Source organism: Embleya sp. NPDC001921 (assembly GCF_053594475.1).
The window spans coordinates 173,427-198,776 of sequence record NZ_JBSFEO010000009.1 but is presented as its reverse complement, the minus strand read 5'-3'; the positions used below and the strand labels follow the sequence as shown (position 1 = coordinate 198,776).

Annotated in this window: 27 protein-coding genes and 1 tRNA gene; all 28 read left to right on the top strand. The window is 66.6% G+C overall.

Features of this window, described 5'->3' with window-relative positions:
- Nucleotides 1–113: 113 nt before the first annotated feature.
- Nucleotides 114–186 (top strand) — tRNA-Trp (locus ACWCPW_RS13685).
- 119 nt (nt 187–305) lie between these two features.
- Nucleotides 306–632, top strand: coding sequence for a preprotein translocase subunit SecE (gene secE, locus ACWCPW_RS13680; protein WP_079026295.1), 327 nt, complete (start codon nt 306–308; stop codon nt 630–632).
- A 65-nt stretch (nt 633–697) separates the two neighbouring features.
- Nucleotides 698–1,549, top strand: coding sequence for a transcription termination/antitermination protein NusG (gene nusG / locus ACWCPW_RS13675; RefSeq protein ID WP_449761709.1), 852 nt, complete (start codon nt 698–700; stop codon nt 1,547–1,549).
- Nucleotides 1,550–1,721: 172 nt separating this feature from the next.
- Nucleotides 1,722–2,156 (top strand): 50S ribosomal protein L11, encoded by a 435-nt coding sequence (gene rplK, locus ACWCPW_RS13670; RefSeq protein ID WP_020549250.1) that lies wholly within the window; start codon nt 1,722–1,724, stop codon nt 2,154–2,156.
- Nucleotides 2,157–2,286: 130 nt separating this feature from the next.
- Nucleotides 2,287–3,003, top strand: coding sequence for a 50S ribosomal protein L1 (gene rplA / locus ACWCPW_RS13665; protein ID WP_449761708.1), 717 nt, complete (start codon nt 2,287–2,289; stop codon nt 3,001–3,003).
- Between the two features lie 460 nt (nt 3,004–3,463).
- The gene (gene rplJ, locus ACWCPW_RS13660; protein ID WP_396009330.1) at nt 3,464–4,027 is read left to right on the top strand and encodes a 50S ribosomal protein L10; all 564 of its coding nucleotides are present in this window, start codon (nt 3,464–3,466) and stop codon (nt 4,025–4,027) included.
- A gap of 93 nt (nt 4,028–4,120) precedes the next feature.
- Complete coding sequence (rplL, locus tag ACWCPW_RS13655) at nt 4,121–4,504, top strand: 50S ribosomal protein L7/L12 (protein ID WP_449761707.1); 384 nt, start codon at nt 4,121–4,123, stop codon at nt 4,502–4,504.
- A 669-nt stretch (nt 4,505–5,173) separates the two neighbouring features.
- On the top strand, nt 5,174–8,653 hold the full coding sequence (gene rpoB / locus ACWCPW_RS13650) for a DNA-directed RNA polymerase subunit beta (protein ID WP_360308749.1): 3,480 nt from the start codon (nt 5,174–5,176) through the stop codon (nt 8,651–8,653).
- Nucleotides 8,654–8,791: 138 nt separating this feature from the next.
- Nucleotides 8,792–12,667, top strand: coding sequence for a DNA-directed RNA polymerase subunit beta' (locus ACWCPW_RS13645; protein ID WP_449761706.1), 3,876 nt, complete (start codon nt 8,792–8,794; stop codon nt 12,665–12,667).
- Between the two features lie 149 nt (nt 12,668–12,816).
- Entirely contained in the window at nt 12,817–13,329 is a 513-nt protein-coding gene (locus ACWCPW_RS13640; RefSeq protein ID WP_449761705.1) for a DUF4190 domain-containing protein, read from the top strand.
- Nucleotides 13,330–13,778: 449 nt separating this feature from the next.
- Nucleotides 13,779–14,153 carry a 30S ribosomal protein S12 gene (gene rpsL, locus ACWCPW_RS13635; RefSeq protein WP_020549242.1) on the top strand — a complete coding sequence of 125 codons (375 nt, stop codon included), beginning with the start codon at nt 13,779–13,781 and terminating at the stop codon, nt 14,151–14,153.
- Nucleotides 14,153–14,623 (top strand): 30S ribosomal protein S7, encoded by a 471-nt coding sequence (gene rpsG / locus ACWCPW_RS13630; RefSeq protein ID WP_020549241.1) that lies wholly within the window; start codon nt 14,153–14,155, stop codon nt 14,621–14,623. The genes rpsL and rpsG overlap by 1 nt, the downstream gene beginning before the upstream one ends.
- A 42-nt stretch (nt 14,624–14,665) precedes the next feature.
- Nucleotides 14,666–16,795, top strand: coding sequence for an elongation factor G (gene fusA / locus ACWCPW_RS13625; protein WP_395871693.1), 2,130 nt, complete (start codon nt 14,666–14,668; stop codon nt 16,793–16,795).
- Between the two features lie 132 nt (nt 16,796–16,927).
- Nucleotides 16,928–18,121 carry an elongation factor Tu gene (gene tuf / locus ACWCPW_RS13620; RefSeq protein ID WP_395871691.1) on the top strand — a complete coding sequence of 398 codons (1,194 nt, stop codon included), beginning with the start codon at nt 16,928–16,930 and terminating at the stop codon, nt 18,119–18,121.
- Nucleotides 18,122–18,646: 525 nt separating this feature from the next.
- Nucleotides 18,647–18,955, top strand: coding sequence for a 30S ribosomal protein S10 (gene rpsJ / locus ACWCPW_RS13615; RefSeq protein ID WP_020549238.1), 309 nt, complete (start codon nt 18,647–18,649; stop codon nt 18,953–18,955).
- Nucleotides 18,956–18,968: 13 nt separating this feature from the next.
- Complete coding sequence (gene rplC / locus ACWCPW_RS13610) at nt 18,969–19,613, top strand: 50S ribosomal protein L3 (RefSeq protein ID WP_391585394.1); 645 nt, start codon at nt 18,969–18,971, stop codon at nt 19,611–19,613.
- A 5-nt stretch (nt 19,614–19,618) separates the two neighbouring features.
- A complete protein-coding gene (gene rplD / locus ACWCPW_RS13605; protein ID WP_449761704.1) occupies nt 19,619–20,296 on the top strand; it encodes a 50S ribosomal protein L4 in 678 nt (225 codons plus the stop codon).
- Nucleotides 20,293–20,634, top strand: a complete 342-nt coding sequence (rplW, locus tag ACWCPW_RS13600) for a 50S ribosomal protein L23 (RefSeq protein ID WP_020549235.1) — start codon at nt 20,293–20,295, stop codon at nt 20,632–20,634. The genes rplD and rplW overlap by 4 nt, the downstream gene beginning before the upstream one ends.
- Before the next feature lie 34 nt (nt 20,635–20,668).
- The gene (gene rplB, locus ACWCPW_RS13595; protein ID WP_020549234.1) at nt 20,669–21,505 is read left to right on the top strand and encodes a 50S ribosomal protein L2; all 837 of its coding nucleotides are present in this window, start codon (nt 20,669–20,671) and stop codon (nt 21,503–21,505) included.
- An 11-nt stretch (nt 21,506–21,516) separates the two neighbouring features.
- Nucleotides 21,517–21,798, top strand: a complete 282-nt coding sequence (rpsS, locus tag ACWCPW_RS13590) for a 30S ribosomal protein S19 (RefSeq protein ID WP_020549233.1) — start codon at nt 21,517–21,519, stop codon at nt 21,796–21,798.
- A gap of 43 nt (nt 21,799–21,841) precedes the next feature.
- Nucleotides 21,842–22,186: a 50S ribosomal protein L22 gene (gene rplV, locus ACWCPW_RS13585; protein WP_026217944.1), complete on the top strand. Its 345-nt coding sequence runs from the start codon at nt 21,842–21,844 to the stop codon at nt 22,184–22,186.
- The gene (gene rpsC / locus ACWCPW_RS13580) at nt 22,186–23,058 is read left to right on the top strand and encodes a 30S ribosomal protein S3 (RefSeq protein ID WP_078975729.1); all 873 of its coding nucleotides are present in this window, start codon (nt 22,186–22,188) and stop codon (nt 23,056–23,058) included. The genes rplV and rpsC overlap by 1 nt, the downstream gene beginning before the upstream one ends.
- A gap of 5 nt (nt 23,059–23,063) precedes the next feature.
- Entirely contained in the window at nt 23,064–23,483 is a 420-nt protein-coding gene (gene rplP / locus ACWCPW_RS13575; protein WP_020549230.1) for a 50S ribosomal protein L16, read from the top strand.
- Nucleotides 23,483–23,716 carry a 50S ribosomal protein L29 gene (rpmC, locus tag ACWCPW_RS13570; protein ID WP_020549229.1) on the top strand — a complete coding sequence of 78 codons (234 nt, stop codon included), beginning with the start codon at nt 23,483–23,485 and terminating at the stop codon, nt 23,714–23,716. The genes rplP and rpmC overlap by 1 nt, the downstream gene beginning before the upstream one ends.
- Complete coding sequence (gene rpsQ, locus ACWCPW_RS13565) at nt 23,713–23,994, top strand: 30S ribosomal protein S17 (protein ID WP_355532996.1); 282 nt, start codon at nt 23,713–23,715, stop codon at nt 23,992–23,994. Before rpmC ends, rpsQ begins: the two co-directional genes overlap by 4 nt.
- A gap of 62 nt (nt 23,995–24,056) precedes the next feature.
- A complete protein-coding gene (gene rplN / locus ACWCPW_RS13560) occupies nt 24,057–24,425 on the top strand; it encodes a 50S ribosomal protein L14 (RefSeq protein WP_078975728.1) in 369 nt (122 codons plus the stop codon).
- Nucleotides 24,426–24,440: 15 nt separating this feature from the next.
- The gene (gene rplX / locus ACWCPW_RS13555) at nt 24,441–24,764 is read left to right on the top strand and encodes a 50S ribosomal protein L24 (protein WP_026217943.1); all 324 of its coding nucleotides are present in this window, start codon (nt 24,441–24,443) and stop codon (nt 24,762–24,764) included.
- Entirely contained in the window at nt 24,764–25,333 is a 570-nt protein-coding gene (rplE, locus tag ACWCPW_RS13550; protein ID WP_020549225.1) for a 50S ribosomal protein L5, read from the top strand. Before rplX ends, rplE begins: the two co-directional genes overlap by 1 nt.
- The last annotated feature ends 17 nt before the right edge of the window (nt 25,334–25,350 follow it).

Here is a 25,350-nt window from a genome sequence, read left to right as displayed (position 1 = left end):
TGACGCACTCGACCCCGTACACTCGACGCTTGGCGGTCCCAACCTGCGTGCTGCCGCGCCCGAAAATTTCGTGTTCTCGGGTCGGCGACTCCGCTAGGTTGATGACCACGTGAAGGGCACTAGCTCAATTGGCAGAGCACCGGTCTCCAAAACCGGGGGTTGGGGGTTCAAGTCCCTCGTGCCCTGCGATGTGCGACCGCGATCGATCCCCGGATCGATCGTGACTCGTACGCAGTCAGCGCAAACTGTCGGCGCCGACAACCCCGTCGGTGATCCACGGTCGGACCGGATCAGGTGAGGACGAGTTGACGGAGGCCCACGGCTCCACGGCTACGCCTGAGCACAGCAGCTCTGATGGCCGCGGCTCCGACGACGAGCCCCCCGGCGGTCGCCGGGCGAATCGCCCGAAGGGCTCTTCGGGCAAGCCGGAGCAGAAGAAGAAAAACCTGTTCGCGCGGGCGGCTCTCTTCTACCGGCAAATCATCGCCGAGCTGCGCAAGGTCGTTTGGCCGACCCGCAACGAGCTGAGCACGTACACCACGGTGGTCATCGTGTTCTGTCTGATGATCATCGGCATCGTCTACGGACTCGACCTCGGCTTCGCGAAGGCAGCGCTCGCCATCTTCGGCTGAGCCCCATCCTTGCGCAGCGCGCCTGCAACGACCGTTCGACCCCCAGCCAGGAAGAAGCACCCAACGTGTCTGACCCGAACCTGTCCGCCGACAACTCCGCCGACGAGACGGCGGCCCTGTCGGAGCAGGCGGAGGCCGCTGCTCTCGAGGACGCCCTCGAGGACGCGGCCGAGGCCCCGGCCGTCTCCACCGATGACGACGTGGAAGACGCCGAGGCCACCGAGGACGACGCCGAGGGCGCGGACGACGAAGAGTTCGAGGACGACGGCGAGGCCGCCGAGGCCGAGGACGACGACGCCGAGCTCGAGGACGCCCCCGAGGGCGACCCGGTCGAGGACTTCAAGGAAGCGCTCCGCCGCGCCCCGGGCGAGTGGTACGTCATCCACTCGTACGCCGGCTACGAGAACCGCGTGAAGGCCAACCTCGAGTCCCGCACCACCTCGCTCAACATGGAGGACTACATCTTCCAGGTCGAGGTGCCGCAGGAAGAGGTCGTCGAGATCAAGAACGGCCAGCGCAAGACCGTCAAGCGCAACAAGTTCCCCGGCTACGTGCTGGTCCGGATGGACCTGACGAACGAGTCGTGGGGCGCCGTCCGGAACACCCCCGGTGTCACCGGCTTCGTCGGCAACGCGCACGAGCCCTTCCCGCTCACCCTCGACGAGGTCGTCAAGATCCTCGCCCCCGAGGAGGAGAAGGCGACCGGCGGCGGCAGCGGTGCCAAGAGCACGACCGAGGTCAAGGTGCTCGACTTCGAGGTCGGCGACTCGGTCACCGTCATCGACGGTCCCTTCGCGACGCTGCAGGCGACGATCAACGAGATCAACGCCGATTCGCAGAAGGTCAAGGGCCTGGTGGAGATCTTCGGGCGCGAGACGCCGGTCGAGCTCTCGTTCAACCAGATCCAGAAGAACTGATACTTCCCCCAGGTGGGACCCCGTTTCGCCGGGGTCGCATCCGGGTGGTGGACAAGGCGCCCTCACAACGGTGGTTATCGTTGAGGGGGCGCCGCACCGCGTGGCGGGCCCGAACACGTCCGCGCTCCGCGTGGTGATCGGGACGTACATCTCGTCGAAGGACCCGGAAAAAATGCCTCCCAAGAAGAAGAAGCTGTCAGCGATCATCAAGCTGCAGATCAAGGCCGGCGCAGCCACGCCGGCCCCGCCGGTCGGCCCCGCGCTGGGTCAGCACGGCGTCAACATCATGGAGTTCTGCAAGGCCTACAACGCGGCGACCGAGTCGCAGCGTGGCGACATCGTCCCGGTGGAGATCTCGGTCTACGAAGACCGCTCCTTCACCTTCGTGACGAAGACGCCGCCGGCCGCGCGCCTGATCCTCAAGGCCGCCGGTGTCGAGAAGGGCTCGGGCGAGCCGCACAAGACCAAGGTCGCCAAGGTCACCCGCGAGCAGATCCGCGGCATCGCGCAGACCAAGATGGCCGACCTGAACGCCAACGACATCGACGCCGCCGAGAAGATCATCTCCGGCACCGCGCGTTCGATGGGCATCACGGTCGAGGGCTGATCGAGCCCCGCAGTCAGGCAGTACCGGAACCGACGCGAGGACGTGTGCGACAGCCCACGACCTTGCGGAGTGGAAGGGTCCGCGCGACCCGCTCCCACCACAACTCCTTTCAGAATTCCAGGAGCTTTCAGTGAAGCGCAGCAAGTCCTACCGCGAGGCCGACACCAAGATCGACCACGAGCGGCTCTACTCGCCCCTCGAGGCCGTTCGTCTGGCCAAGGAGACCTCGCCCACCAAGTTCGCGGGCACCGTCGAGGTGGCCATGCGTCTGGGCGTCGACCCGCGCAAGGCCGACCAGATGGTCCGCAGCACCGTCATCCTCCCGCACGGCACCGGCAAGACCGCCCGGGTCCTGGTCTTCGCGACCGGTGACCGTGCCGAGGCTGCCAAGGCCGCCGGCGCCGACATCGTCGGTTCCGACGAGCTCATCGACGAGGTCGCCAAGGGTCGGCTCGACTTCGACGCCGTCGTCGCCACCCCGGACCTGATGGGCAAGGTCGGCCGCCTGGGCCGCGTGCTCGGCCCGCGTGGCCTCATGCCCAACCCGAAGACCGGCACGGTCACGCCCGACGTGGCGAAGGCCGTGAACGAGATCAAGGGCGGCAAGATCGAGTTCCGCGTCGACAAGCACTCGAACCTGCACTTCATCATCGGCAAGACGACGTTCGACGACACCCAGCTCGTCGAGAACTACGCCGCCGCCCTCGAAGAGGTGCTCCGCGCGAAGCCGTCGGCCGCCAAGGGCCGCTACATCAGGAAGGTCGGCGTCTCGACCACGATGGGCCCCGGCATCCAGGTCGACCCCAACCGCACCCGCAACCTCCTGGTGGAGGAAGAGGCGGTCTGACCGCCCCGCACGCGAACGAGGCCCGGCACACCCCACGGTGTGCCGGGCCTCGGCGCGTTCGCCCGCCCTCGGTCGACGGGGGCGCGGGCACCGAGGACGGGCCGAACGCCCGCCCGACGAGCCGTCGTCGGCCGCCCGCCGGCAACCGATTTGCTCCGAACGAGTGCCGTCACGTACCTTGAGTCCAAGCCAAAGACCGTCGGTCGTTGTCGTCGTGCCGCAAGGCAGGGTCGGCAAACGAAGGTTCCGCGTCGCGGACGACCTGCGCAGGTGTGAACGTGAGACGTTGCCCCCGAGGCACGCGCATGACGCGTGATTCGAGGATGTACGCCCCGTGCGCCTGCGCCGGGGCGTTCTTCGTATGTGGACCCCTTCCGCCCTGCGGACCGGCGTATTCATCCGGCACACGATCGACCGCCACGGTCGATCGGCAATCGCATCGCGGAAGGAGGCCAGCCCTATGGCGAGGCCCGACAAGGCGGCCGCGGTCGCCGAGCTCACGGAGCAGTTCCGTGACTCGAACGCCGCAGTGCTGACCGAGTACCGCGGGCTCACCGTCGCGCAGCTCAAGGAGCTGCGTCGTTCGCTCGGTGAGAACGCGCAGTACGCCGTGGTGAAGAACACGCTGACCAAGATCGCCGCCAACGAGGCGGGCATCGATCAGCTCGACGACCTCCTCGAGGGCCCGTCCGCGATCGCGTTCGTCACGGGTGACCCCGTGGAGGCCGCGAAGAGCCTGCGTGACTTCGCCAAGGCGAACCCCCTTCTCGTCATCAAGGGCGGCGTCCTTGAGGGCAAGGCGCTCAGCGCCGACGAGATCAAGAAGCTCGCGGACCTCGAGTCCCGCGAGGTGCTGCTCGCCAAGCTGGCGGGTGCCATGAAGGGATCCATGGCCAAGGCCGCGGCGACCTTCCAGGCTCCGCTCTCGCAGTTCGCCCGCACCGCGGACGCGCTTCGGGCGAAGGTCGAGCAGGGCGGTGCCGGCGAGCCGGCTCCCGCCGCCGAGGCCGAGACCGCCGAGTAGTTCGGCAGTCGCGACCGACGTCGCCGGGGGCAGCGCCCCCGCCCATCCACACCACCCGGCACCAGCCGAATTGATCAGGAAGGACCGCCGATCATGGCGCTCACCCACGAAGAGCTCATCGAAGAGTTCAAGGCCATGCCCCTCATCCAGCTCGCGGACTTCGTGAAGCTGTTCGAGGACACCTTCGACGTGAAGGCCGCCGCCCCGGTCGCCGTCGCGGCCGGCCCGGCCGGCGGCGGCGCCGCTGCCGAGGCCGTCGAGGAGCAGGACGAGTTCGACGTCATCCTCACGGGTGCCGGCGACAAGAAGATCCAGGTCATCAAGGAGGTGCGCGCGCTCACGAGCCTCGGTCTGAAGGAGGCCAAGGACCTCGTGGACTCCGCCCCCAAGGCGCTCCTGGAGAAGGTCTCGAAGGAGGCCGCCGAGAAGGCGAAGGCCGCCCTCGAAGGCGCCGGCGCCTCGGTCGAGGTCAAGTAATTCGACGCCGCCCACCGGGTGGCATCACCGGAGGCGATCGTCCGTCAGGGCGGTCGCCTTCGGGCTTTCCGCGGCTCTCCGGGGGCGCCTCGGCGGCGTCGGTCGAGCACCGCGGCGAGCCGCGCGAGGGCGGGGATACCCCTGTCGGCCTCGCTCGAAAGGGTGATACTCCCAACACCCTCGGCACCCGTCGGACCCCCTCGTACCAGGCCCGTCGCGCCTCGGCGAGGGCGCGCGGCACGGCGCGCGCGGCGACTTGCGAGCGCTGGATCCGGTCGTTGTCGGACCGCCGGTCTACCGTGTTTTCCAGGCTTCCCGAGGCTCCTCGCGAACGCGGTCGGCCACTGTGACGAGACTCTCGTCGCAGGCCGCGGGATCGGGACCTCCGTCCGGTTTTCTCGGTCCGCGGAAGGGTTCCGTCGGCTCTGAGGGGGAAAGCAACCCCTTGACGAACGGTTCGGGGCGCGCAATTCTTCGGACGCACCCCTGAAGCACGGTTGCCGGATGGTTTCTGAATCCGGGTTGTGGACCGGCCCTTCGTAGGGGCTGGACAGCGGTGTGCCTTGTGGCTACACTGACCCTTTGCGCTGCCTATTGACTTCTCCCGGTGTATGAACCCGGGCCGTCTTGTATGCGCATAGTGAGTCCGAGCCCTCGGAAGGACCCCTCTTGGCCGCCTCGCGCACCGCCTCCGCTACCAACCCCGGCGCCGCCACTGCCCCGCTCCGCATCTCCTTCGCCAAGATCAGGGAACCCCTGGAGGTTCCGAACCTTCTCGCGTTGCAGACCGAGAGCTTCGACTGGCTGCTCGGCAACAGTGCGTGGAAGGCACGGGTCGAGGCCGCCCTCGCGGGCGGACAGGATGTGCCCACCAAGTCCGGCCTCGAAGAGATCTTCGAAGAGATCTCCCCGATCGAGGACTTCTCCGGGTCGATGTCCCTGACGTTCCGGGACCACCGGTTCGAGCCTCCGAAGAACTCCATCGAGGAGTGCAAGGAGCGCGACTTCACCTACTCGGCGCCGCTGTTCGTCACGGCCGAGTTCACCAACAACGAGACCGGCGAGATCAAGAGCCAGACGGTCTTCATGGGCGACTTCCCGCTCATGACGAACAAGGGCACCTTCATCATCAACGGCACCGAGCGTGTCGTGGTGTCCCAGCTCGTTCGCTCCCCGGGTGTCTACTTCGACAGCCAGGTCGACAAGACGTCCGACAAGGACATCTTCAGCGCGAAGGTGATCCCCTCGCGTGGCGCCTGGCTCGAGCTGGAGATCGACAAGCGCGACACCGTCGGTGTCCGCATCGACCGCAAGCGCAAGCAGAGCGTCACCGTGCTGCTGAAGGCGCTGGGCTGGACCGACTCCCAGATCCTCGAGGAGTTCGGCCAGTACGAGTCGATGCGGCAGACCCTGGAGAAGGACCACACCCAGGGCCAGGACGACGCGCTGCTGGACATCTACCGCAAGCTGCGTCCGGGGGAGCCGCCGACCCGCGAGGCCGCGCAGACCCTGCTCGAGAACCTCTACTTCAACCCGAAGCGCTACGACCTCGCCAAGGTCGGCCGCTACAAGGTGAACAAGAAGCTCGGGGTCGAGCAGGCGTTGGACGCCGGCGTCATGACCGTCGAAGACGTCATCGCGACCATCAAGTACCTGGTCAAGCTGCACGCCGGCGAAGAGGCCATGGAAGGCGCGTCCGGCCAGGAGATCGTGGTCGAGGTCGACGACATCGACCACTTCGGCAACCGTCGCCTGCGCAACGTCGGCGAGCTCATCCAGAACCAGGTCCGTACCGGCCTGGCCCGGATGGAGCGCGTCGTCCGCGAGCGGATGACCACCCAGGACGTCGAGGCGATCACGCCGCAGACCCTGATCAACATCCGGCCGGTCGTCGCCTCCATCAAGGAGTTCTTCGGCACCAGCCAGTTGTCCCAGTTCATGGACCAGACGAACCCGCTGTCGGGCCTGACCCACAAGCGTCGTCTGTCCGCGCTGGGCCCCGGTGGTCTCTCCCGTGAGCGGGCCGGCTTCGAGGTCCGTGACGTGCACCCGTCGCACTACGGCCGGATGTGCCCGATCGAGACCCCCGAAGGCCCGAACATCGGTCTGATCGGCTCGCTCGCGTCCTACGGTCGGGTCAACGCGTTCGGCTTCGTGGAGACCCCGTACCGCAAGGTGATCGAGGGCCGGGTCACCGACGGCATCGACTACCTGACGGCCGACGAGGAAGACCGCTTCGTCATCGCCCAGGCGAACGCGCCGCTCAAGGAAGACGACGTCTTCGCCGAGGCCCGTGTGCTCGTGCGTCGCCGCGGCGGCGAGATCGACTACATCCCCGGCGACGAAGTCGACTACATGGACGTCTCGCCGCGCCAGATGGTGTCGGTCGCGACCGCGATGATCCCGTTCCTCGAGCACGACGACGCGAACCGCGCGTTGATGGGCTCGAACATGATGCGCCAGGCCGTGCCGCTGCTGAAGGCGGAGTCCCCGCTGGTGGGCACCGGCATGGAGTACCGCGCCGCGGTCGACGCCGCCGACGTGATCACCGCCGAGAAGCCGGGCGTGGTCCAGGACGTCTCGGCCGACTACATCACCGTGATGAACGACGACGCGACGTACACCACGTACCGCGTGCAGAAGTTCATGCGCTCCAACCAGGGCACGTCCTTCAACCAGAAGGTCGTCGTCGACGAGGGCGCGCGGGTCGAGGCCGGCCAGGTGCTGGCCGACGGTCCGTGCACCGAAGAGGGCGAGATGGCCCTCGGCAAGAACCTGCTCGTGGCGTTCATGCCGTGGGAGGGCCACAACTACGAAGACGCGATCATCCTGTCGCAGCGTCTGGTGCAGGACGACGTCCTCTCCTCGATCCACATCGAGGAGCACGAGGTCGACGCCCGGGACACCAAGCTCGGCCCGGAGGAGATCACCCGGGACATCCCGAACGTCTCCGAGGAGGTCCTCGCGGACCTGGACGAGCGCGGCATCATCCGGATCGGCGCCGACGTCGTCCCCGGCGACATCCTGGTCGGCAAGGTCACGCCCAAGGGCGAGACCGAGCTGACCCCGGAGGAGCGCCTGCTCCGCGCGATCTTCGGCGAGAAGGCGCGCGAGGTGCGCGACACCTCGCTCAAGGTCCCGCACGGCGAGTCGGGCAAGGTCATCGGCGTCCGCGTGTTCGACCGCGAGGCCGGCGACGAGCTGCCGCCGGGCGTGAACCAGCTCGTTCGCGTCTACGTCGCGCAGAAGCGCAAGATCACCGACGGTGACAAGCTCGCCGGTCGCCACGGCAACAAGGGCGTCATCTCGAAGATCCTGCCGGTCGAGGACATGCCGTTCCTGGAGGACGGCACCCCGGTCGACATCATCCTCAACCCGCTCGGTGTCCCGTCCCGCATGAACCCGGGTCAGGTCCTGGAGACGCACCTCGGCTGGATCGCCAAGACCGGCTGGAGCGTCGAGGGCGACGACGAGGACTGGAAGGGTCGCCTCCGGGCGATCGCGGCCGACCAGGGTGCCCCCGGCACCAACGTCGCCACCCCGGTCTTCGACGGTGCGCGCGAGGAGGAGATCACCGGTCTCCTCGACTCGACCAACAAGACCCGCGACGGCGTCCGTCTGATCGACGGCACCGGCAAGGCGAAGATGTACGACGGCCGCTCCGGCGAGCCGTTCCCGCACCCGGTCTCGGTCGGGTACATGTACATCCTCAAGCTGCACCACCTGGTCGACGACAAGCTGCACGCCCGGTCGACCGGTCCCTACTCGATGATCACCCAGCAGCCGCTGGGTGGTAAGGCCCAGTTCGGTGGCCAGCGCTTCGGTGAGATGGAGGTGTGGGCACTCGAGGCATACGGTGCCGCCTACGCCCTCCAGGAGCTGCTGACCATCAAGTCCGACGACGTCCTCGGCCGCGTGAAGGTGTACGAGGCGATCGTCAAGGGCGAGAACATCCCGGAGCCGGGCATCCCCGAGTCCTTCAAGGTGCTCATCAAGGAGATGCAGTCGCTCTGCCTCAACGTGGAGGTCCTCTCCAGCGACGGTATGTCGATCGAGATGCGCGACACCGACGAGGACGTCTTCCGCGCTGCGGAGGAGCTTGGTATCGACCTGTCGCGGCGTGAGCCGAGCAGCGTCGAAGAGGTCTGAGGCTCCCTCCCGGGTCCGGCCGTGAGGCCGGCCCCGGGATTTCGACCCCAGTCCTGATGAAGACACACACTGGTGATCACGGCACAGCCCCCGCCGTGACCGCCGGGACCAAACCCCGAAAGAGGGATTGACGAAACAGTGCTCGACGTCAACTTCTTCGACGAGCTGCGTATCGGCCTCGCTACCGCAGACGACATCCGCCAGTGGTCGCACGGTGAAGTCAAGAAGCCCGAGACCATCAACTACCGCACCCTGAAGCCGGAAAAGGACGGGCTCTTCTGCGAGAAGATCTTCGGTCCGACCCGGGACTGGGAGTGCTACTGCGGCAAGTACAAGCGCGTCCGCTTCAAGGGCATCATTTGTGAGCGCTGCGGCGTCGAGGTCACTCGCGCCAAGGTGCGTCGTGAGCGCATGGGCCACATCGAGCTCGCCGCGCCGGTCACGCACATCTGGTACTTCAAGGGCGTGCCCAGCCGCCTCGGCTACCTGCTCGACCTCGCCCCGAAGGACCTCGAGAAGGTCATCTACTTCGCGGCGTACATGATCACGTACGTCGACGACGAGCGTCGCCAGCGCGACCTGCCGTCCCTCGACGCCAAGATCTCGGTCGAGCGGCAGCAGATCGAGCAGCGTCGCGACGCCAGCGTCGAAGAGCGCCAGAAGAAGCTCGAGACCGACCTCGCCGAGCTGGAGGCCGAGGGCGCCAAGTCCGACGTCCGCCGCAAGGTGCGCGAAGGTGCCGAGCGCGAGATGAAGCAGCTTCGCGACCGCAACCAGCGCGAGCTCGACCGTCTCGACGACGTCTGGACCCGGTTCAAGAACCTCAAGGTCCAAGACCTCGAGGGCGACGAGATCCTGTTCCGCGAGATGCGGGACCGGTTCGGCACGTACTTCATGGGCGGCATGGGCGCGCAGGCGCTCCAGCGTCGGCTGGAGTCGTTCGACCTCGACGCCGAGGCCGAGAAGCTGCGCGAGATCATCCGCACCGGCAAGGGCCAGAAGAAGACCCGCGCGCTCAAGCGCCTCAAGGTCGTCTCCGCGTTCCAGCAGACCCGGAACAGCCCCAACGGCATGGTCCTGGACTGCGTCCCGGTGATCCCGCCGGACCTGCGTCCGATGGTGCAGCTGGACGGTGGCCGCTTCGCGACCTCCGACCTGAACGACCTGTACCGCCGCGTGATCAACCGCAACAACCGGTTGAAGCGTCTGCTCGACCTCGGTGCCCCCGAGATCATCGTGAACAACGAGAAGCGGATGCTCCAGGAGGCCGTCGACGCGCTGTTCGACAACGGCCGCCGCGGTCGTCCGGTGACCGGCCCGGGCAACCGGCCGCTCAAGTCGCTGTCCGACATGCTCAAGGGCAAGCAGGGTCGTTTCCGCCAGAACCTGCTCGGCAAGCGCGTGGACTACTCCGCGCGTTCGGTCATCGTCGTCGGCCCGCAGCTCAAGCTGCACCAGTGCGGTCTGCCGAAGGCCATGGCGCTCGAGCTGTTCAAGCCGTTCGTGATGAAGCGCCTGGTGGACCTCAACCACGCGCAGAACATCAAGTCGGCCAAGCGCATGGTCGAGCGCGCCCGCCCCGTGGTGTGGGACGTGCTCGAAGAGGTCATCGCCGAGCACCCGGTGCTGCTCAACCGCGCACCGACGCTGCACCGTCTGGGCATCCAGGCGTTCGAGCCGCAGCTCGTCGAGGGCAAGGCCATCCAGATCCACCCGCTCGTGTGCACCGCGTTCAACGCGGACTTCGACGGTGACCAGATGGCCGTTCACCTGCCGCTCTCCGCGGAGGCGCAGGCCGAGGCCCGCATCCTCATGCTGTCGAGCAACAACATCCTGAAGCCGGCCGACGGTCGTCCCGTCACCATGCCGACCCAGGACATGGTGCTGGGCCTGTTCTTCCTGACCTCCGAGCGGGAGAACACCAAGGGCGACGGACGCGTGTTCGCGTCCACGGCCGAGGCGATCATGGCGTTCGACGCCCGTGAGCTCGACCTGCAGGCGAAGATCGAGCTGCGACTGCCGGCGGGCACCGTCCCGTCGCGCGGCTGGGTCGCGCCCGAGGGCTGGGAGCCCGGTTCGGCGCTGCGCGTGCGCACCTCGCTCGGTCGCGCGCTGTTCAACGAGCTCCTGCCGGCGGACTACCCGTTCGTCGACGAGGAGATCGGCAAGAAGACGCTGTCGATCATCGTGAACGACCTGGCGGAGCGGTACCCGAAGGTGGTCGTGGCGGCGACGCTGGACAACCTGAAGGAGGCCGGCTTCCACTGGGCCACCCGTTCCGGTGTCACCGTCTCGATCTCCGACGTCGTCGTGCCGCCGGCGAAGAAGGAGATCCTGGAGCGCTTCGAGGCCCAGGCCGAGAAGGTCCAGAAGCAGTACGAGCGCGGCCTGATCACCAAGGACGAGCGTCAGCAGGAGCAGATTCAGATCTGGACCAAGGCGACCAACGAGGTTGCCGAGGCGATGAACCTGAACTTCCCCAAGACGAACCCCATCTTCATGATGGTCGACTCGGGTGCTCGCGGAAACATGATGCAGATGCGTCAGATCGCGGGTATGCGTGGTCTGGTGTCGAACGCCAAGAACGAGACGATCCCTCGTCCCATCAAGGCGTCCTTCCGTGAGGGTCTGTCCGTCCTCGAGTACTTCATCTCGACGCACGGTGCCCGTAAGGGTCTGGCCGACACCGCGCTGCGTACCGCCGACTCGGGTTACCTGACCCGTCGTCTGGTGGACGTCTCGCAGGACGTGATCGTGCGCGAGGAGGACTGCGGCACCGACCGCGGCCTGGTCCTGTCGATCGCCACCCGCGGCGCCGACGGCGTGCTCCGCAAGGACGACGACGTCGAGACCAGCGTGTACGCCCGCAACCTGGCCGAGGACGTCGTCGTCGACGGCAAGGTGCTGGCCCCGGCCAACGCCGACCTCGGCGACGTGATCATCAACCACCTCGTCGCCGAAGGCGTCGAGTCGGTGAAGACGCGTTCGGTGCTGACCTGCGAGTCCAAGGTCGGTACGTGCGCCATGTGCTACGGCCGCTCGCTGGCGACCGGCAAGCTCGTGGACATCGGCGAGGCGGTCGGCATCATCGCCGCCCAGTCGATCGGTGAGCCCGGCACCCAGCTCACGATGCGTACCTTCCACACCGGTGGTGTGGCGGGTGACGACATCACGCAGGGTCTGCCGCGTGTCGTCGAGCTCTTCGAGGCGCGCACCCCCAAGGGTGTCGCCCCGATCAGCGAGGCGGCCGGTCGGGTGCGCATCGAGGACACCGAGAAGACCCGCAAGGTCGTGGTGGTCCCGGACGACGGTTCCGAGGAACTGGCGTACGCGGTCAGCAAGCGCTCGCGCCTGCTGGTCGACGAGGGCGACCACGTCGACGTCGGTCAGAAGATGCTCGTCGGCGCGGTCAACCCGCACGACGTGCTGCGCATCCTCGGCCAGCGCGCGGTGCAGATCCACCTCGTGGCGGAGGTCCAGCAGGTCTACCGCTCGCAGGGTGTGTCGATCCACGACAAGCACATCGAGATCATCATTCGGCAGATGCTCCGCCGCGTGACGATCATCGAGTCGGGCGACGCCGAGCTGCTTCCGGGCGAGCTCGTCGAGCGCGGCCGGTTCGAGACCGAGAACCGTCGGGTGATGTCGGAGAGCGGGCACCCGGCCTCGGGTCGTCCGCAGCTCATGGGCATCACGAAGGCGTCGCTGGCCACCGAGTCGTGGCTGTCGGCGGCCTCCTTCCAGGAGACCACCCGAGTGCTGACCGACGCGGCGATCCACGCCAAGTCGGACCCGCTGCTCGGCCTGAAGGAGAACGTGATCCTCGGCAAGCTCATCCCGGCCGGTACGGGCATGCCCCGCTACCGCAACATCCGGGTCGAGCCCACCGAAGAGGCCAAGGCCGCGATGTACTCGATGTCCGGGTACGACGAGGCCGACTACTCCGCGTTCGGTTCGGGCTCCGGCCAGGCCGTCCCGCTGGAGGAGTACGACTTCGGCGGCTACCAGGGCTGATCCGCCCGCAGCCGGGAACAGGGCCGTCACCCTTCGGGGTGGCGGCCCTGTCGCGTCCGCGGACCCCGGGTTGTCCGCAGGCACTCCATGCCGGCTCCGATCGGTGCGACGATGCTGCCAACGCGCCGTCCCACCCCGGGAGAACCCCCATGAGCACCCCTGACGGGCCCCAGTACGAGGCCCGATACGACCCCCACGAAGAGCAGCCCCCCGGCGACGCGTGGAGCCCCTACGGCGAGCCGCCCCCGCCCTACGGCCAGGGCTACGGTCCGGGGGAGCCGCCCTGGCCGTACGGGTACGGCCAGGCGCCGCCGTACGGGCAGCAGCAGCCGTACGCGTACGGCTACTACCAACACCCCGGCTACGGCGGATACCTGCCCCAGCCGGGCACCAACGGCCTGGCCATCGCGTCGATGATCCTGGGCATCGTCTGGATCTATTGGATCGGCAGCCTGCTCGCGGTGATCTTCGGGCACATAGCCCTGGCCCAGACCGCGCGCACCGGTCAGCAGGGTCGGGGCATGGCGATCGCCGGCGTGGTGCTGGGCTGGATCGGCATGGCGCTGCTCGCGCTGGTCATCGTGATCGTCGTGCTGGACTCGGATGGTCACGACCATTCCGACCACATGAACCTGCTCGGCGCACTGCGCGCCGTGCGCTGAGTCACCACGTCACGCCCGGACGACGGCCGCGCGTGGGCTCGTTCGCCACCGGCCGCAATGCCGGGTACGGTGGGGCTCGGAGGGTGATGTACCGCCCTGAACGATTCGGTGCTCCACCAAGGTGAGAGCGCCGGATTCCATGTCGTGGCGGGGGTCTTTCTTTTCGCTTTGACCTCTGCTGCTGTGGTAGGTAGTCTCTCTCCTTGTGCCTGGGGTGTCCCCGGGCTCTTGTGCCTGCGCTCACCGCAATCCCCACGGGATGCGTGCGTGAGAGGGCGTAAGGGACCGACCCGCAGCCTCCACAGCAAGCACACTCCCAAGACCGGGCGACACGCCCGACCGCGGGGGTCGGACTTGCGGTTGGCTCCGGCGTCGACCGGGATGCAGGCCGATTCAGACATTGCAGTCGCTTCAAAAAGACCGCTCGGCACGAAGAAGACGGAGACGCGGTGCCCACGATCCAGCAGCTGGTCCGAAAGGGCCGCCAGGACAAGGTCGACAAGGCCAAGACTCCGGCGCTCAAGGGGAGCCCGCAGCGTCGCGGCGTGTGCACCCGTGTTTACACGACGACGCCGAAGAAGCCGAACTCTGCGCTTCGCAAGGTCGCGCGTGTGCGCCTCACGAGTGGCATCGAGGTGACGGCCTACATCCCCGGTGAGGGTCACAACCTCCAGGAGCACTCGATTGTGCTCGTTCGCGGTGGTCGTGTGAAGGACCTCCCCGGTGTCCGCTACAAGATCATTCGTGGTTCGCTCGACACCCAGGGTGTCAAGAACCGCAAGCAGGCGCGCAGCCGCTACGGCGCGAAGAAGGAGAAGAGCTAATGCCGCGTAAGGGCCCTGCCCCCAAGCGACCGGTCATCATCGACCCGGTTTACAACTCGCCGCTGGTCACCTCGCTGGTGAACAAGGTCCTGATGAGCGGCAAGCGCTCCGTCGCCGAGAAGATCGTCTACGGCGCTCTCGAAGGCTGCCGCGAGAAGACCGGTACCGACCCGGTCATCACGCTCAAGCGCGCGCTCGAGAACGTGAAGCCGACCCTCGAGGTCCGCAGCCGCCGTGTCGGTGGCGCGACCTACCAGGTGCCGGTCGAGGTCCGTCCGGGCCGCTCCACGACCCTCGCTCTCCGCTGGCTCGTCGGCTACTCCCGCGCTCGTCGCGAGAAGACGATGACCGAGCGTCTGATGAACGAGCTCCTGGACGCGAGCAACGGTCTCGGTGCCGCGGTCAAGCGCCGCGAGGACACGCACAAGATGGCCGAGTCCAACAAGGCCTTCGCGCACTACCGCTGGTAGTTCCACCCGCAACGACGAGAAGCCGAGAGAAGACAAGCCACGATGGCTACCACTGCTCTTGATCTGGCCAAGGTCCGAAACATCGGCATCATGGCCCACATCGACGCGGGCAAGACCACCACCACCGAGCGGATCCTGTTCTACACCGGGGTCAACTACAAGATCGGTGAGGTTCATGAGGGCGCTGCCACCATGGACTGGATGGAACAGGAGCAGGAGCGCGGCATCACCATCACGTCTGCCGCGACGACCTGTCACTGGACGCTCGAAGACGTCGATCACACGATCAACATCATCGACACCCCGGGCCACGTCGACTTCACCGTAGAGGTGGAGCGTTCGCTGCGTGTGCTCGACGGCGCCGTCACCGTCTTCGACGGTGTCGCCGGCGTGGAGCCGCAGTCCGAGACCGTTTGGCGTCAGGCCGACCGGTACGGCGTGCCGCGTATCTGCTTCGTGAACAAGCTCGACCGCACCGGCGCCGAGTTCCACCGCTGTGTCGACATGATCGACGAGCGGCTGGGCGCGGTTCCGCTGGTCATGCAGCTTCCGATCGGCACCGAGATGGACTTCCAGGGCGTTGTCGACCTGGTCGCCATGAAGGCGCTGGTCTGGTCGGCCGAGGCGGCCAAGGGCGAGATGTACGACGTCGTCGACATCCCGGCCACGCACACCGAGGCCGCCGCCGAGTACCGCGGCAAGCTGCTCGAGACGATCGCCGAGTACGACGAAGAGATGATGGAGCTGTACCTGGAGGGCGAAGAGCCCACCACGGAGCAGCTCATGGCCGCGATCCGTCGCGCCACCATCGCCTCGACCAAGGGTGACAACAAGGGCCAGCCGACGTTCACTCCGGTGTTCTGCGGTACCGCGTTCAAGAACAAGGGTGTTCAGCCCCTGCTCGACGCGGTCGTCCGTTACCTGCCGTCGCCGCTCGACATCGAGGGCATCCAGGGCCACGCGGTGAACAAGGAGGAAGAGGTCATCGTTCGCCAGCCGAGCGATGACGAGCCTTTCGCGGGCCTCGCCTTCAAGATCATGCGTGACCCGCACCTGGGCAAGCTCACCTTCGTCCGGGTCTACTCGGGTGTCCTCGAGGCCGGCAGCTCCGTGCTGAACTCGGTCAAGGGCAAGAAGGAACGCATCGGCAAGATCTACCGGATGCACGCGAACAAGCGTGAGGAGATCCCGTCGGTCGGCGCGGGCGACATCATCGCCGTCATGGGTCTCAAGGACACCACCACCGGTGAGACGCTCTGCGACCCGGCGAACCCGGTGATCCTGGAGTCGATGACGTTCCCGGCCCCGGTCATCCAGGTGGCCATCGAGCCGAAGTCCAAGGGCGACCAGGAGAAGCTGGGTGTCGCCATCCAGTCCCTCGCCGCCGAGGACCCCTCGTTCCAGGTGCACACCGACGAGGAGACCGGCCAGACGATCATCGGCGGCATGGGCGAGCTGCACCTCGAGGTGCTGGTCGACCGGATGAAGCGCGAGTTCCGCGTGGAGGCCAACGTCGGCAAGCCGCAGGTGGCCTACCGCGAGACGATCCGCAAGGTCGTCGAGCGCGTGGACTACACGCACAAGAAGCAGACCGGTGGTACCGGTCAGTTCGCCAAGGTGCAGATCGCGCTCGAGCCGCTCGAGGGTGACGCGTACGAGTTCGTCAACAAGGTCACCGGTGGCCGTATCCCCAGGGAGTACATCCCCTCGGTGGACGCGGGTGCGCAGGAGGCCATGCAGTACGGCGTTCTCGCCGGCTACCCGATGGTCGGCGTGCGTCTGACGCTGATCGACGGTGGCTACCACGAGGTCGACTCGTCCGAGCTCGCGTTCAAGATCGCCGGTTCGCAGGCGTTCAAGGAAGCGGCCCGGCAGGCCAGCCCGGCTCTTCTCGAGCCGATGATGGCCGTCGAGGTCACCACGCCCGAGGACTACATGGGCGATGTGATCGGCGACCTCAACTCGCGTCGCGGCCAGATCCAGGCCATGGACGAGCGCTTCGGTGCGCGCGTCGTCAAGGCCTTGGTCCCGCTGTCGGAGATGTTCGGCTACGTCGGCGACCTCCGCAGCAAGACCTCGGGTCGCGCGAGCTACTCCATGCAGTTCGACTCCTACGCCGAGGTTCCGAGGAACGTCGCCGAGGAGATCATCGCCAAGTCGCGCGGCGAGTAATCACCGCCCCAGCGGCACCAGCGATACCAGGGGGACCCGGGGTCCGTATCCGGACTCCGGTGCCCCCGCCCCGGCTCACCCCCGATACCCGACGTCGTACGGCGTAAAGAACCAGTCCACAGGAGGACCCCAGTGGCGAAGGCTAAGTTCGAGCGGACTAAGCCGCACGTCAACATCGGCACCATTGGTCACATCGACCACGGTAAGACGACGCTGACCGCGGCGATTACCAAGGTGCTGCACGACGCGTACCCGGACCTGAACCCCTTCACGCCGTTCGACCAGATCGACAAGGCGCCGGAGGAGCGGCAGCGCGGTATCACGATCTCGATCGCGCACGTCGAGTACCAGACGGAGAACCGTCACTACGCGCACGTCGACTGCCCCGGGCACGCCGACTACATCAAGAACATGATCACCGGTGCCGCGCAGATGGACGGCGCGATCCTCGTGGTCGCCGCCACCGACGGCCCGATGCCGCAGACCAAGGAGCACGTGCTCCTGGCCCGCCAGGTCGGCGTTCCGTACATCGTGGTCGCGCTGAACAAGGCCGACATGGTGGACGACGAGGAGATCCTGGAGCTCGTCGAGCTCGAGGTGCGCGAGCTCCTCTCCGAGTACGAGTTCCCGGGCGACGACCTTCCGGTCGTGCGGGTCTCGGCGCTCAAGGCGCTCGAGGGCGACAAGGAGTGGGGCAGCAAGCTGCTCGAGCTCATGGCCGCCGTCGACGAGGCGATCCCGACCCCGCCGCGTGACACCGACATGCCGTTCCTGATGCCCGTCGAGGACGTCTTCACGATCACCGGTCGTGGCACCGTCGTCACCGGCCGCATCGAGCGTGGCATCGTCAAGGTCAACGAGACTGTCGACATCGTCGGCATCAAGGAGACCAAGACCACCACGACGGTCACCGGCATCGAGATGTTCCGCAAGCTGCTCGACGAGGGTCAGGCGGGCGAGAACGTCGGTCTGCTCCTGCGCGGCATCAAGCGCGAGGACGTCGAGCGCGGCCAGGTCATCATCAAGCCGGGTTCGGTCACGCCGCACACCGACTTCGAGGCTCAGGTCTACATCCTGTCGAAGGACGAGGGTGGCCGTCACACCCCCTTCTTCAACAACTACCGGCCGCAGTTCTACTTCCGTACGACGGACGTGACCGGCGTGGTGACCCTCCCCGAGGGCACCGAGATGGTCATGCCGGGTGACAACACCGGCATGGACGTCGCGCTGATCCAGCCGATCGCCATGGAAGAGGGCCTGCGTTTCGCCATCCGCGAGGGTGGCCGCACCGTGGGCGCCGGCCAGGTCGTCAAGATCAAGAAGTGATGAAATCCCGCCCGCCGGTCCACCTGGGTCGGCGGGCGGGGCTTTGTCCGGATCGATTCCACCCCCTAGGTGGGACCGGATATCCATTGCTCGGGGGCTCTCTCAAACCTGGGGGAGTCGCTCGATTGGCCAAGCCCGCCATTCGTGGGGCATACTAGCCAAGTTGCTCGGATAGACAACGGGCTGCGCCGTGCCTGTCGAACAGACAGAGCCGTGGCGCCGGCCCCGTTGGCTCCGAACAATCGGTGGACTTCTGTCCTGCCACCCATGCAGCCGGCGTCGTCGCTTAGTGACCTCGTGCCGTCCTTTCGCTTGCCGCAGCGAAGGTGACGCCGAGAGTACGTTGCCCAGGCCCCCAGGCCGCCCGTAAGGGTTTCCAAGGGGCGCTTGTGAGCAACAGAGCGACACGCCCGACCGCGGGGGTCGGCGGGGAAGGGAAACCCCAAGGGGTTTTCAGCCCAAGTCTTCTCCCCGTGTCAGCGGGGGTGATCCGCAGCGGTACGAGAGAAGGAATTCGAAGCAGCCATGGCGGGACAGAAGATCCGCATCAGGCTCAAGGCCTACGACCACGAGGTCATCGACAGTTCGGCGAAGAAGATCGTCGAGACGGTGACGCGTACTGGTGCGCAGGTTGCGGGACCGGTGCCGCTGCCGACCGAGAAGAACGTGTACTGCGTCATCCGCTCGCCGCACAAGTACAAGGACTCGCGCGAGCACTTCGAGATGCGCACTCACAAGCGGCTCATCGACATCCTCGACCCCACGCCGAAGACGGTCGACTCGCTTATGCGTCTCGACCTGCCGGCCGGCGTCGACATCGAGATCAAGCTCTGAGGACGCACCGACGATGACGAAGCAGATGAAGGGCATTCTGGGCAAGAAGCTCGGCATGACCCAGGTCTGGGACGAGAACAACCGCGTCGTTCCAGTGACTGTGGTCGAGGCCGGGCCCTGCGTCGTGACCCAGGTCCGCAACGCCGAGGTCGACGGCTACTCCGCCGTCCAGATCGCGTTCGGCGCGATCGACCCGCGCAAGGTGAACAAGCCGCTCGCCGGCCACTTCGCCAAGGCCGGGGTGACCCCGCGTCGCCACCTGGTCGAGCTCCGTACCTCCGACGCCGGCGAGTACACGCTGGCGCAGGAGATCACCGCCGAGGTGTTCGAGGCCGGCCAGAAGGTCGACGTCATGGGCACCTCGAAGGGCAAGGGCACGGCCGGTGTCATGAAGCGACACGGCTTCAAGGGTCTCGGCAGCTCGCACGGTACGCAGCGCAAGCACCGCTCGCCCGGCTCGATCGGTGGCTGCGCCACCCCGGGTCGTGTGTTCAAGGGCGTGCGCATGGCAGGCCGCATGGGTAACGAGCGCGTCTCCACCCAGAACCTGACCGTGCACGCCGTAGACGCCGAGAAGGGCCTGCTCCTGATCAAGGGCGCGGTCCCCGGCCCCAACGGCGGCCTGGTGCTGGTGCGCACTGCTGCGAAGGGTGTGTGAATTTCATGACCAGCATTGACGTTCTTTCGCCCGCCGGCGAGAAGTCCGGGACGATCGAGCTCCCCGCGGGGATCTTCGACGTCCAGGTGAGCATCCCGACGATCCACCAGGTCGTCGTGGCCCAGCTCGCCGCGGCTCGTCAGGGCACGCACAAGACCAAGACTCGTGGCGAGGTCCGCGGCGGTGGGCGCAAGCCGTACCGCCAGAAGGGCACCGGTCGCGCCCGTCAGGGCTCGACCCGCGCGCCGCAGTTCGCCGGTGGTGGCGTCGTGCACGGTCCCGTGCCGCGCGACTACGAGCAGCGGACCCCGAAGAAGATGAAGGCGTCCGCCCTGCGCGGTGCCCTCTCCGACCGGGCGCGTCACGAGCGCATCCACTGCGTTTCCGCGCTGATCGAGGGCGACAAGCCGTCGGTCAAGGCGGCGAAGACGCTGCTCGGCAAGATCAGTGAGCGCAAGAACGTGCTCCTGGTCGTCGAGAAGTCCGACACCACTGCCTGGCTGAGCGCCCGCAACCTTCCGCAGGTGCACTTGCTCGAGGTCGGGCAGCTGAACACCTACGACGTGCTCGTCTCCGACGACGTGGTCTTCACGAAGGCCGCTCTGGAGCGCTTCATCGCCGGACCGGCGCAGGCCGCCTCGGCGGTCGCGAGCTCCGACGAGCTCGAAGGGAGCCACGCGTGAGCACCGACACCGTCGAGAGCACGACGAAGGTCACCAGCAAGACCTACACCGACCCGCGCGATGTGCTGCTGAAGCCGGTGATCTCGGAGAAGAGCTACGGGCTCATCGACGAGAACAAGTACACGTTCATCGTGCACCCCGACGCCAACAAGACCCAGATCAAGCAGGCCGTCATCGCGGTCTTCGGGGTCAAGGTCGAGAGCGTCAACACGATCAACCGCGTCGGTAAGCGCAAGCGCACCAAGACCGGTTTCGGCAAGCGCAAGGACACGAAGCGCGCGATCGTCACCCTTGCAGAGGGCGAGCGGATCGACATCTTCGGTGGACCCGTCGGCTGACGGCCGCTGATACGGACGAGGACTAAGAGAAGCCATGGGCATCCGCAAGTACAAGCCGACGACGCCGGGCCGTCGTGGCGCCAGCGTCGCCGACTTCGTCGAGATCACGCGGTCCGAGCCGGAGAAGTCGCTGGTCCGCCCTCTGCACAGCAAGGGTGGTCGTAACAACCACGGCCGTGTGACTGCTCGCCACCAGGGTGGCGGCCACAAGCGCGCGTACCGACTGATCGACTTCCGGCGCAACGACAAGGACGGCGTTCCGGCGAAGGTCGCTCACATCGAGTACGACCCGAACCGCACCGCGCGCATCGCTCTTCTGCACTACGCGGACGGCGAGAAGCGCTACATCCTGTGCCCGAACAAGCTGAAGCAGGGCGACCGGATCGAGAACGGTCCGGGCGCCGACATCAAGCCGGGCAACAACATGCCGCTCCGGAACATCCCGGTCGGTACGGTTATCCACGCCATCGAGCTTCGGCCCGGTGGCGGCGCGAAGATCGCCCGTTCCGCGGGTGTCAGCGTGCAGCTGCTGGCGAAGGAGGGCGCTCACGCGACCCTCCGCATGCCCTCGGGCGAAATTCGCCTGGTGGACGTGCGTTGCCGGGCGACGGTCGGCGAGATCGGCAATGCCGAGCAGTCGAACATCAACTGGGGCAAGGCCGGTCGCATGCGCTGGAAGGGCAAGCGCCCGACCGTCCGCGGTGTGGCGATGAACCCCATCGACCACCCGCACGGTGGTGGTGAGGGTAAGACCTCCGGTGGTCGCCACCCGGTGAGCCCCTGGGGTAAGCCCGAGGGTCGTACTCGCCGGCCGAAGAAGGCCAGCGACAAGCTCATCATCCGCCGCCGCAAGACGAACAAGAAGCGCTAGGAGCAGTCTCGATGCCGCGCAGTCTCAAGAAGGGACCCTTCGTCGACGGCCACCTGATCAAGAAGGTGGACGTACAGAACGACAAGGGAACCAAGAACGTCATCAAGACCTGGTCCCGCCGCTCGATGATCGTCCCGGCGATGCTGGGCCACACGATCGCGGTGCACGACGGCCGTAAGCACGTCCCGGTGTTCGTGACCGAGTCGATGGTCGGCCACAAGCTCGGCGAGTTCGCGCCGACTCGGACCTTCCGCGGTCACGAGAAGGACGACCGGAAGTCGCGTCGTCGCTGACGCGGCGAATCGCATGGATATCGAGATGAGCAAGGGGACGTCGATGGAAGCCAGGGCTCAGGCGCGGTACATCCGCGTCACGCCCATGAAGGCCCGCCGTGTGGTGGACCTCATCCGTGGCATGAACGCCGCGGAGGCCCAGGCGGTCCTGCGATTCGCTCCGCAGGCCGCGAGTGAGCCGGTCGGCAAGGTGCTGGACAGCGCCATTGCCAACGCCGGTCACAACCACAACTTGGACACGAACATCCTGTACGTGTCCGCCGCCTACGTGGACGAGGGTCCGACCCTCAAGCGTTTCCGTCCGCGGGCACAGGGCCGGGCGTACCGCATCCGCAAGCGCACCAGCCACATCACCGTGGTTGTCGCCGAGAAGGAGAGGACCCGCTAGTGGGCCAGAAGGTTAACCCGCACGGGTTCCGTCTCGGCATCACCACGGACTTCAAGTCCCGGTGGTACGCCGACAAGCTGTACAAGGACTACGTCGGCGAGGACGTCAAGATTCGTCAGATGATGACGAAGGGCATGGAGCGCGCCGGGATCTCGAAGGTAGAGATCGAGCGCACCCGTGAGCGCGTCCGCGTCGACATCCACACCGCCCGGCCGGGCATCGTCATCGGCCGTCGTGGTGCGGAGGCCGACCGCATCCGCGGTGAGCTCGAGAAGCTCACCGGCAAGCAGGTTCAGCTGAACATCCTCGAGGTCAAGAACCCCGAGGTCGACGCTCAGCTTGTGGCGCAGGGTGTGGCCGAGCAGCTCTCGAGCCGCGTGTCCTTCCGCCGCGCGATGCGCAAGGCGATGCAGAGCTCCATGAAGGCCGGGGCCAAGGGCATCAAGATCCAGTGCGGTGGTCGTCTGGGTGGGGCTGAAATGTCCCGCTCGGAGTTCTACCGCGAGGGTCGCGTGCCGCTGCACACGCTGCGCGCCAACGTCGACTACGGCTTCTTCGAGGCCCGTACGACGTTCGGTCGCATCGGTGTGAAGGTGTGGATCTACAAGGGCGACGTCAAGAACATCGCCGAGGTTCGCGCCGAGAACGCCGCGGCCCGCGCCAGCAACCGTCCCGCCCGCGGCGGCGCTCCCGAGCGTCCCCGTCGTGGCGAGGGTGGCGGCGGCGGTCGTGGCGGCGAGCGCGGCGGCCGTGGTGGCCGCGGCGGACGTCCGCAGCAGAACGACGCGCAGGCCACCGGTTCCTCGGACACCGGCTCCGCGCCGGCGGCCGAGGCTGTGAACTCGGCGCCCGAATCCGGATCGGAGGCCTGACCCCGATGCTGATCCCCCGCAGGGTCAAGCACCGCAAGCAGCACCACCCCAAGCGTGGTGGCCGCGCCAAGGGCGGTACGGAACTGGCGTTCGGCGAGTACGGCATCCAGGCCCTCGGCCAGGCGTACGTCACCAACCGTCAGATCGAGTCCGCTCGTATTGCCATCACCCGGCACATCCGCCGTGGTGGCAAGGTGTGGATCAACATCTACCCCGACCGTCCGCTGACCAAGAAGCCTGCCGAGACCCGCATGGGTTCCGGTAAGGGCTCGCCCGAGTGGTGGGTCGCGAACGTCAAGCCCGGTCGGGTGATGTTCGAACTGTCGTACCCGAACGAGAAGGTGGCTCGTGAGGCGCTTACCCGCGCCGTGCACAAGCTGCCGATGAAGTGCCGGATCGTCCGGCGCGAGGCTGGTGAGGCGTGATGGCGGCCGTTACCAAGGCGTCCGAGCTCCGCGAACTCGGTGACGAGGAAATCGTCGCCAAGCTCCGCGAAGCCAAGGAGGAGCTGTTCAACCTCCGTTTCCAGGCGGCGACCGGGCAGCTCGAGAATCACGGGCGGCTCAAGGCTGTCCGTAAGGACATCGCCCGGATCTACACGCTGATGCGCGAGCGCGAGCTGGGCATCGACGTGCAGGAGACCGGAGGCGCGGCGTGAGCGAGAAGACTGAGATGACTGAAGCAACCCGGGGATTCCGCAAGACCCGTGAGGGCCTCGTCGTCAGCGACAAGATGGACAAGACCGTCGTTGTCGCCGTCGAGGACCGCGTGAAGCACCCGATGTACGGCAAGGTCATCCGCCGCACGAACAAGCTGAAGGCTCACGACGAGCAGAACGCCTGTGGCGTCGGTGACCGTGTCGTCCTCATGGAGACTCGGCCGCTGTCCGCCAGCAAGCGCTGGCGCATCGTCGAGATCCTCGAAAAGGCCAAGTAGCGAGCGCCGGTCGCCCCACCAACCGTGGGTCGTGACCGCGACGTGACGATCAGGAGTTAGACGTGATCCAGCAGGAGTCGCGACTGCGAGTCGCCGACAACACGGGTGCGAAGGAGATTCTCTGCATCCGTGTGCTCGGTGGCTCCGGCCGGCGCTACGCGGGCATCGGGGACGTCATCGTTGCCACCGTCAAGGACGCGATCCCCGGTGGCAACGTGAAGAAGGGCGACGTCATCAAGGCAGTCGTCGTGCGGACGGTCAAGGAGCGCCGGCGTGTCGACGGCTCCTACATCCGCTTCGACGAGAACGCCGCCGTTGTCCTGAAGAACGATGGCGAACCCCGAGGCACCCGTATTTTCGGTCCGGTCGGCCGTGAGCTTCGTGAGAAGAAGTTCATGAAGATCATCTCGCTCGCGCCGGAGGTGCTCTAACCCATGGCGAAGGCGATGAAGATCAAGAAGGGTGACCTGGTTCAGGTCATCACGGGCAAGGACAAGGGCAAGCAGGGCAAGGTCATCGCGGCCTACCCGCCGAAGGAGCGCGTCCTGGTCGAGGGCGTCAACCGGATCAAGAAGCACACCAAGGTGGGTCAGTCCGCCAAGGGTGCCAAGACCGGTGGCATCATCACCCAGGAAGCCTCCATCCACGTCAGCAACGTGATGCTGGTCGTGGAGAAGGACGGTAAGAAGGTCCCGACGCGGACCGGCTTCCGGTTCGATGACGAGGGCAACAAGATCCGGTACGCCAAGCGGACCGGTGAGGACATCTGATGACGGTCACCACTGAGGCGCGCGAACTGCCGCGTCTGAAGCAGCGTTACCGCGAGGAGATCCTCGGCAAGCTGCGTGAGGAGTTCTCGTTCGAGAACGTCATGCAGGTTCCGGGCGTCACCAAGATCGTGGTCAACATGGGTGTGGGCGACGCCGCCCGCGACTCGAAGCTGATCGACGGCGCGATCAAGGACCTGATGGCCATCACCGGCCAGAAGCCCCAGGTCACGAAGGCCCGCAAGTCCATCGCGCAGTTCAAGCTGCGTGAGGGTCAGCCGATCGGCGCGCACGTTACACTGCGCGGCGACCGGATGTGGGAGTTCCTGGACCGTCTGCTGTCGATCGCTCTGCCGCGTATCCGCGACTTCCGCGGGCTCTCGCCGAAGCAGTTCGACGGCCGCGGCAACTACACCTTCGGTCTCACGGAGCAGTCGATGTTCCACGAGATCGACCAGGACAAGATCGACCGCGTTCGCGGCATGGACATCACTGTGGTGACCAGCGCCAAGAACGACGACGAGGGCCGCGCTCTGCTGCGTCTCCTCGGCTTCCCGTTCAAGGAAGCGTGAGCAGTCGGCTCGCCGAC

Excerpts from the sequence above, each read along its gene's own strand:
- rplK (WP_020549250.1), top strand. The coding sequence starts at position 1,722 with ATGCCTCCCAAGAAGAAGAAGCTGTCAGCGATCATCAAGCTGCAGATC.
- rplJ (WP_396009330.1), top strand. The coding sequence starts at position 3,464 with ATGGCGAGGCCCGACAAGGCGGCCGCGGTCGCCGAGCTCACGGAGCAG.
- rplL (WP_449761707.1), top strand. The coding sequence starts at position 4,121 with ATGGCGCTCACCCACGAAGAGCTCATCGAAGAGTTCAAGGCCATGCCC.
- ACWCPW_RS13640 (WP_449761705.1), top strand. The coding sequence starts at position 12,817 with ATGAGCACCCCTGACGGGCCCCAGTACGAGGCCCGATACGACCCCCAC.
- rpsG (WP_020549241.1), top strand. The coding sequence starts at position 14,153 with ATGCCGCGTAAGGGCCCTGCCCCCAAGCGACCGGTCATCATCGACCCG.
- fusA (WP_395871693.1), top strand. The coding sequence starts at position 14,666 with ATGGCTACCACTGCTCTTGATCTGGCCAAGGTCCGAAACATCGGCATC.
- rpsJ (WP_020549238.1), top strand. The coding sequence starts at position 18,647 with ATGGCGGGACAGAAGATCCGCATCAGGCTCAAGGCCTACGACCACGAG.
- rplC (WP_391585394.1), top strand. The coding sequence starts at position 18,969 with ATGACGAAGCAGATGAAGGGCATTCTGGGCAAGAAGCTCGGCATGACC.
- rplD (WP_449761704.1), top strand. The coding sequence starts at position 19,619 with ATGACCAGCATTGACGTTCTTTCGCCCGCCGGCGAGAAGTCCGGGACG.
- rplB (WP_020549234.1), top strand. The coding sequence starts at position 20,669 with ATGGGCATCCGCAAGTACAAGCCGACGACGCCGGGCCGTCGTGGCGCC.
- rpsS (WP_020549233.1), top strand. The coding sequence starts at position 21,517 with ATGCCGCGCAGTCTCAAGAAGGGACCCTTCGTCGACGGCCACCTGATC.
- rplV (WP_026217944.1), top strand. The coding sequence starts at position 21,842 with ATGGAAGCCAGGGCTCAGGCGCGGTACATCCGCGTCACGCCCATGAAG.
- rplP (WP_020549230.1), top strand. The coding sequence starts at position 23,064 with ATGCTGATCCCCCGCAGGGTCAAGCACCGCAAGCAGCACCACCCCAAG.
- rpmC (WP_020549229.1), top strand. The coding sequence starts at position 23,483 with ATGGCGGCCGTTACCAAGGCGTCCGAGCTCCGCGAACTCGGTGACGAG.
- rplX (WP_026217943.1), top strand. The coding sequence starts at position 24,441 with ATGAAGATCAAGAAGGGTGACCTGGTTCAGGTCATCACGGGCAAGGAC.
- rplE (WP_020549225.1), top strand. The coding sequence starts at position 24,764 with ATGACGGTCACCACTGAGGCGCGCGAACTGCCGCGTCTGAAGCAGCGT.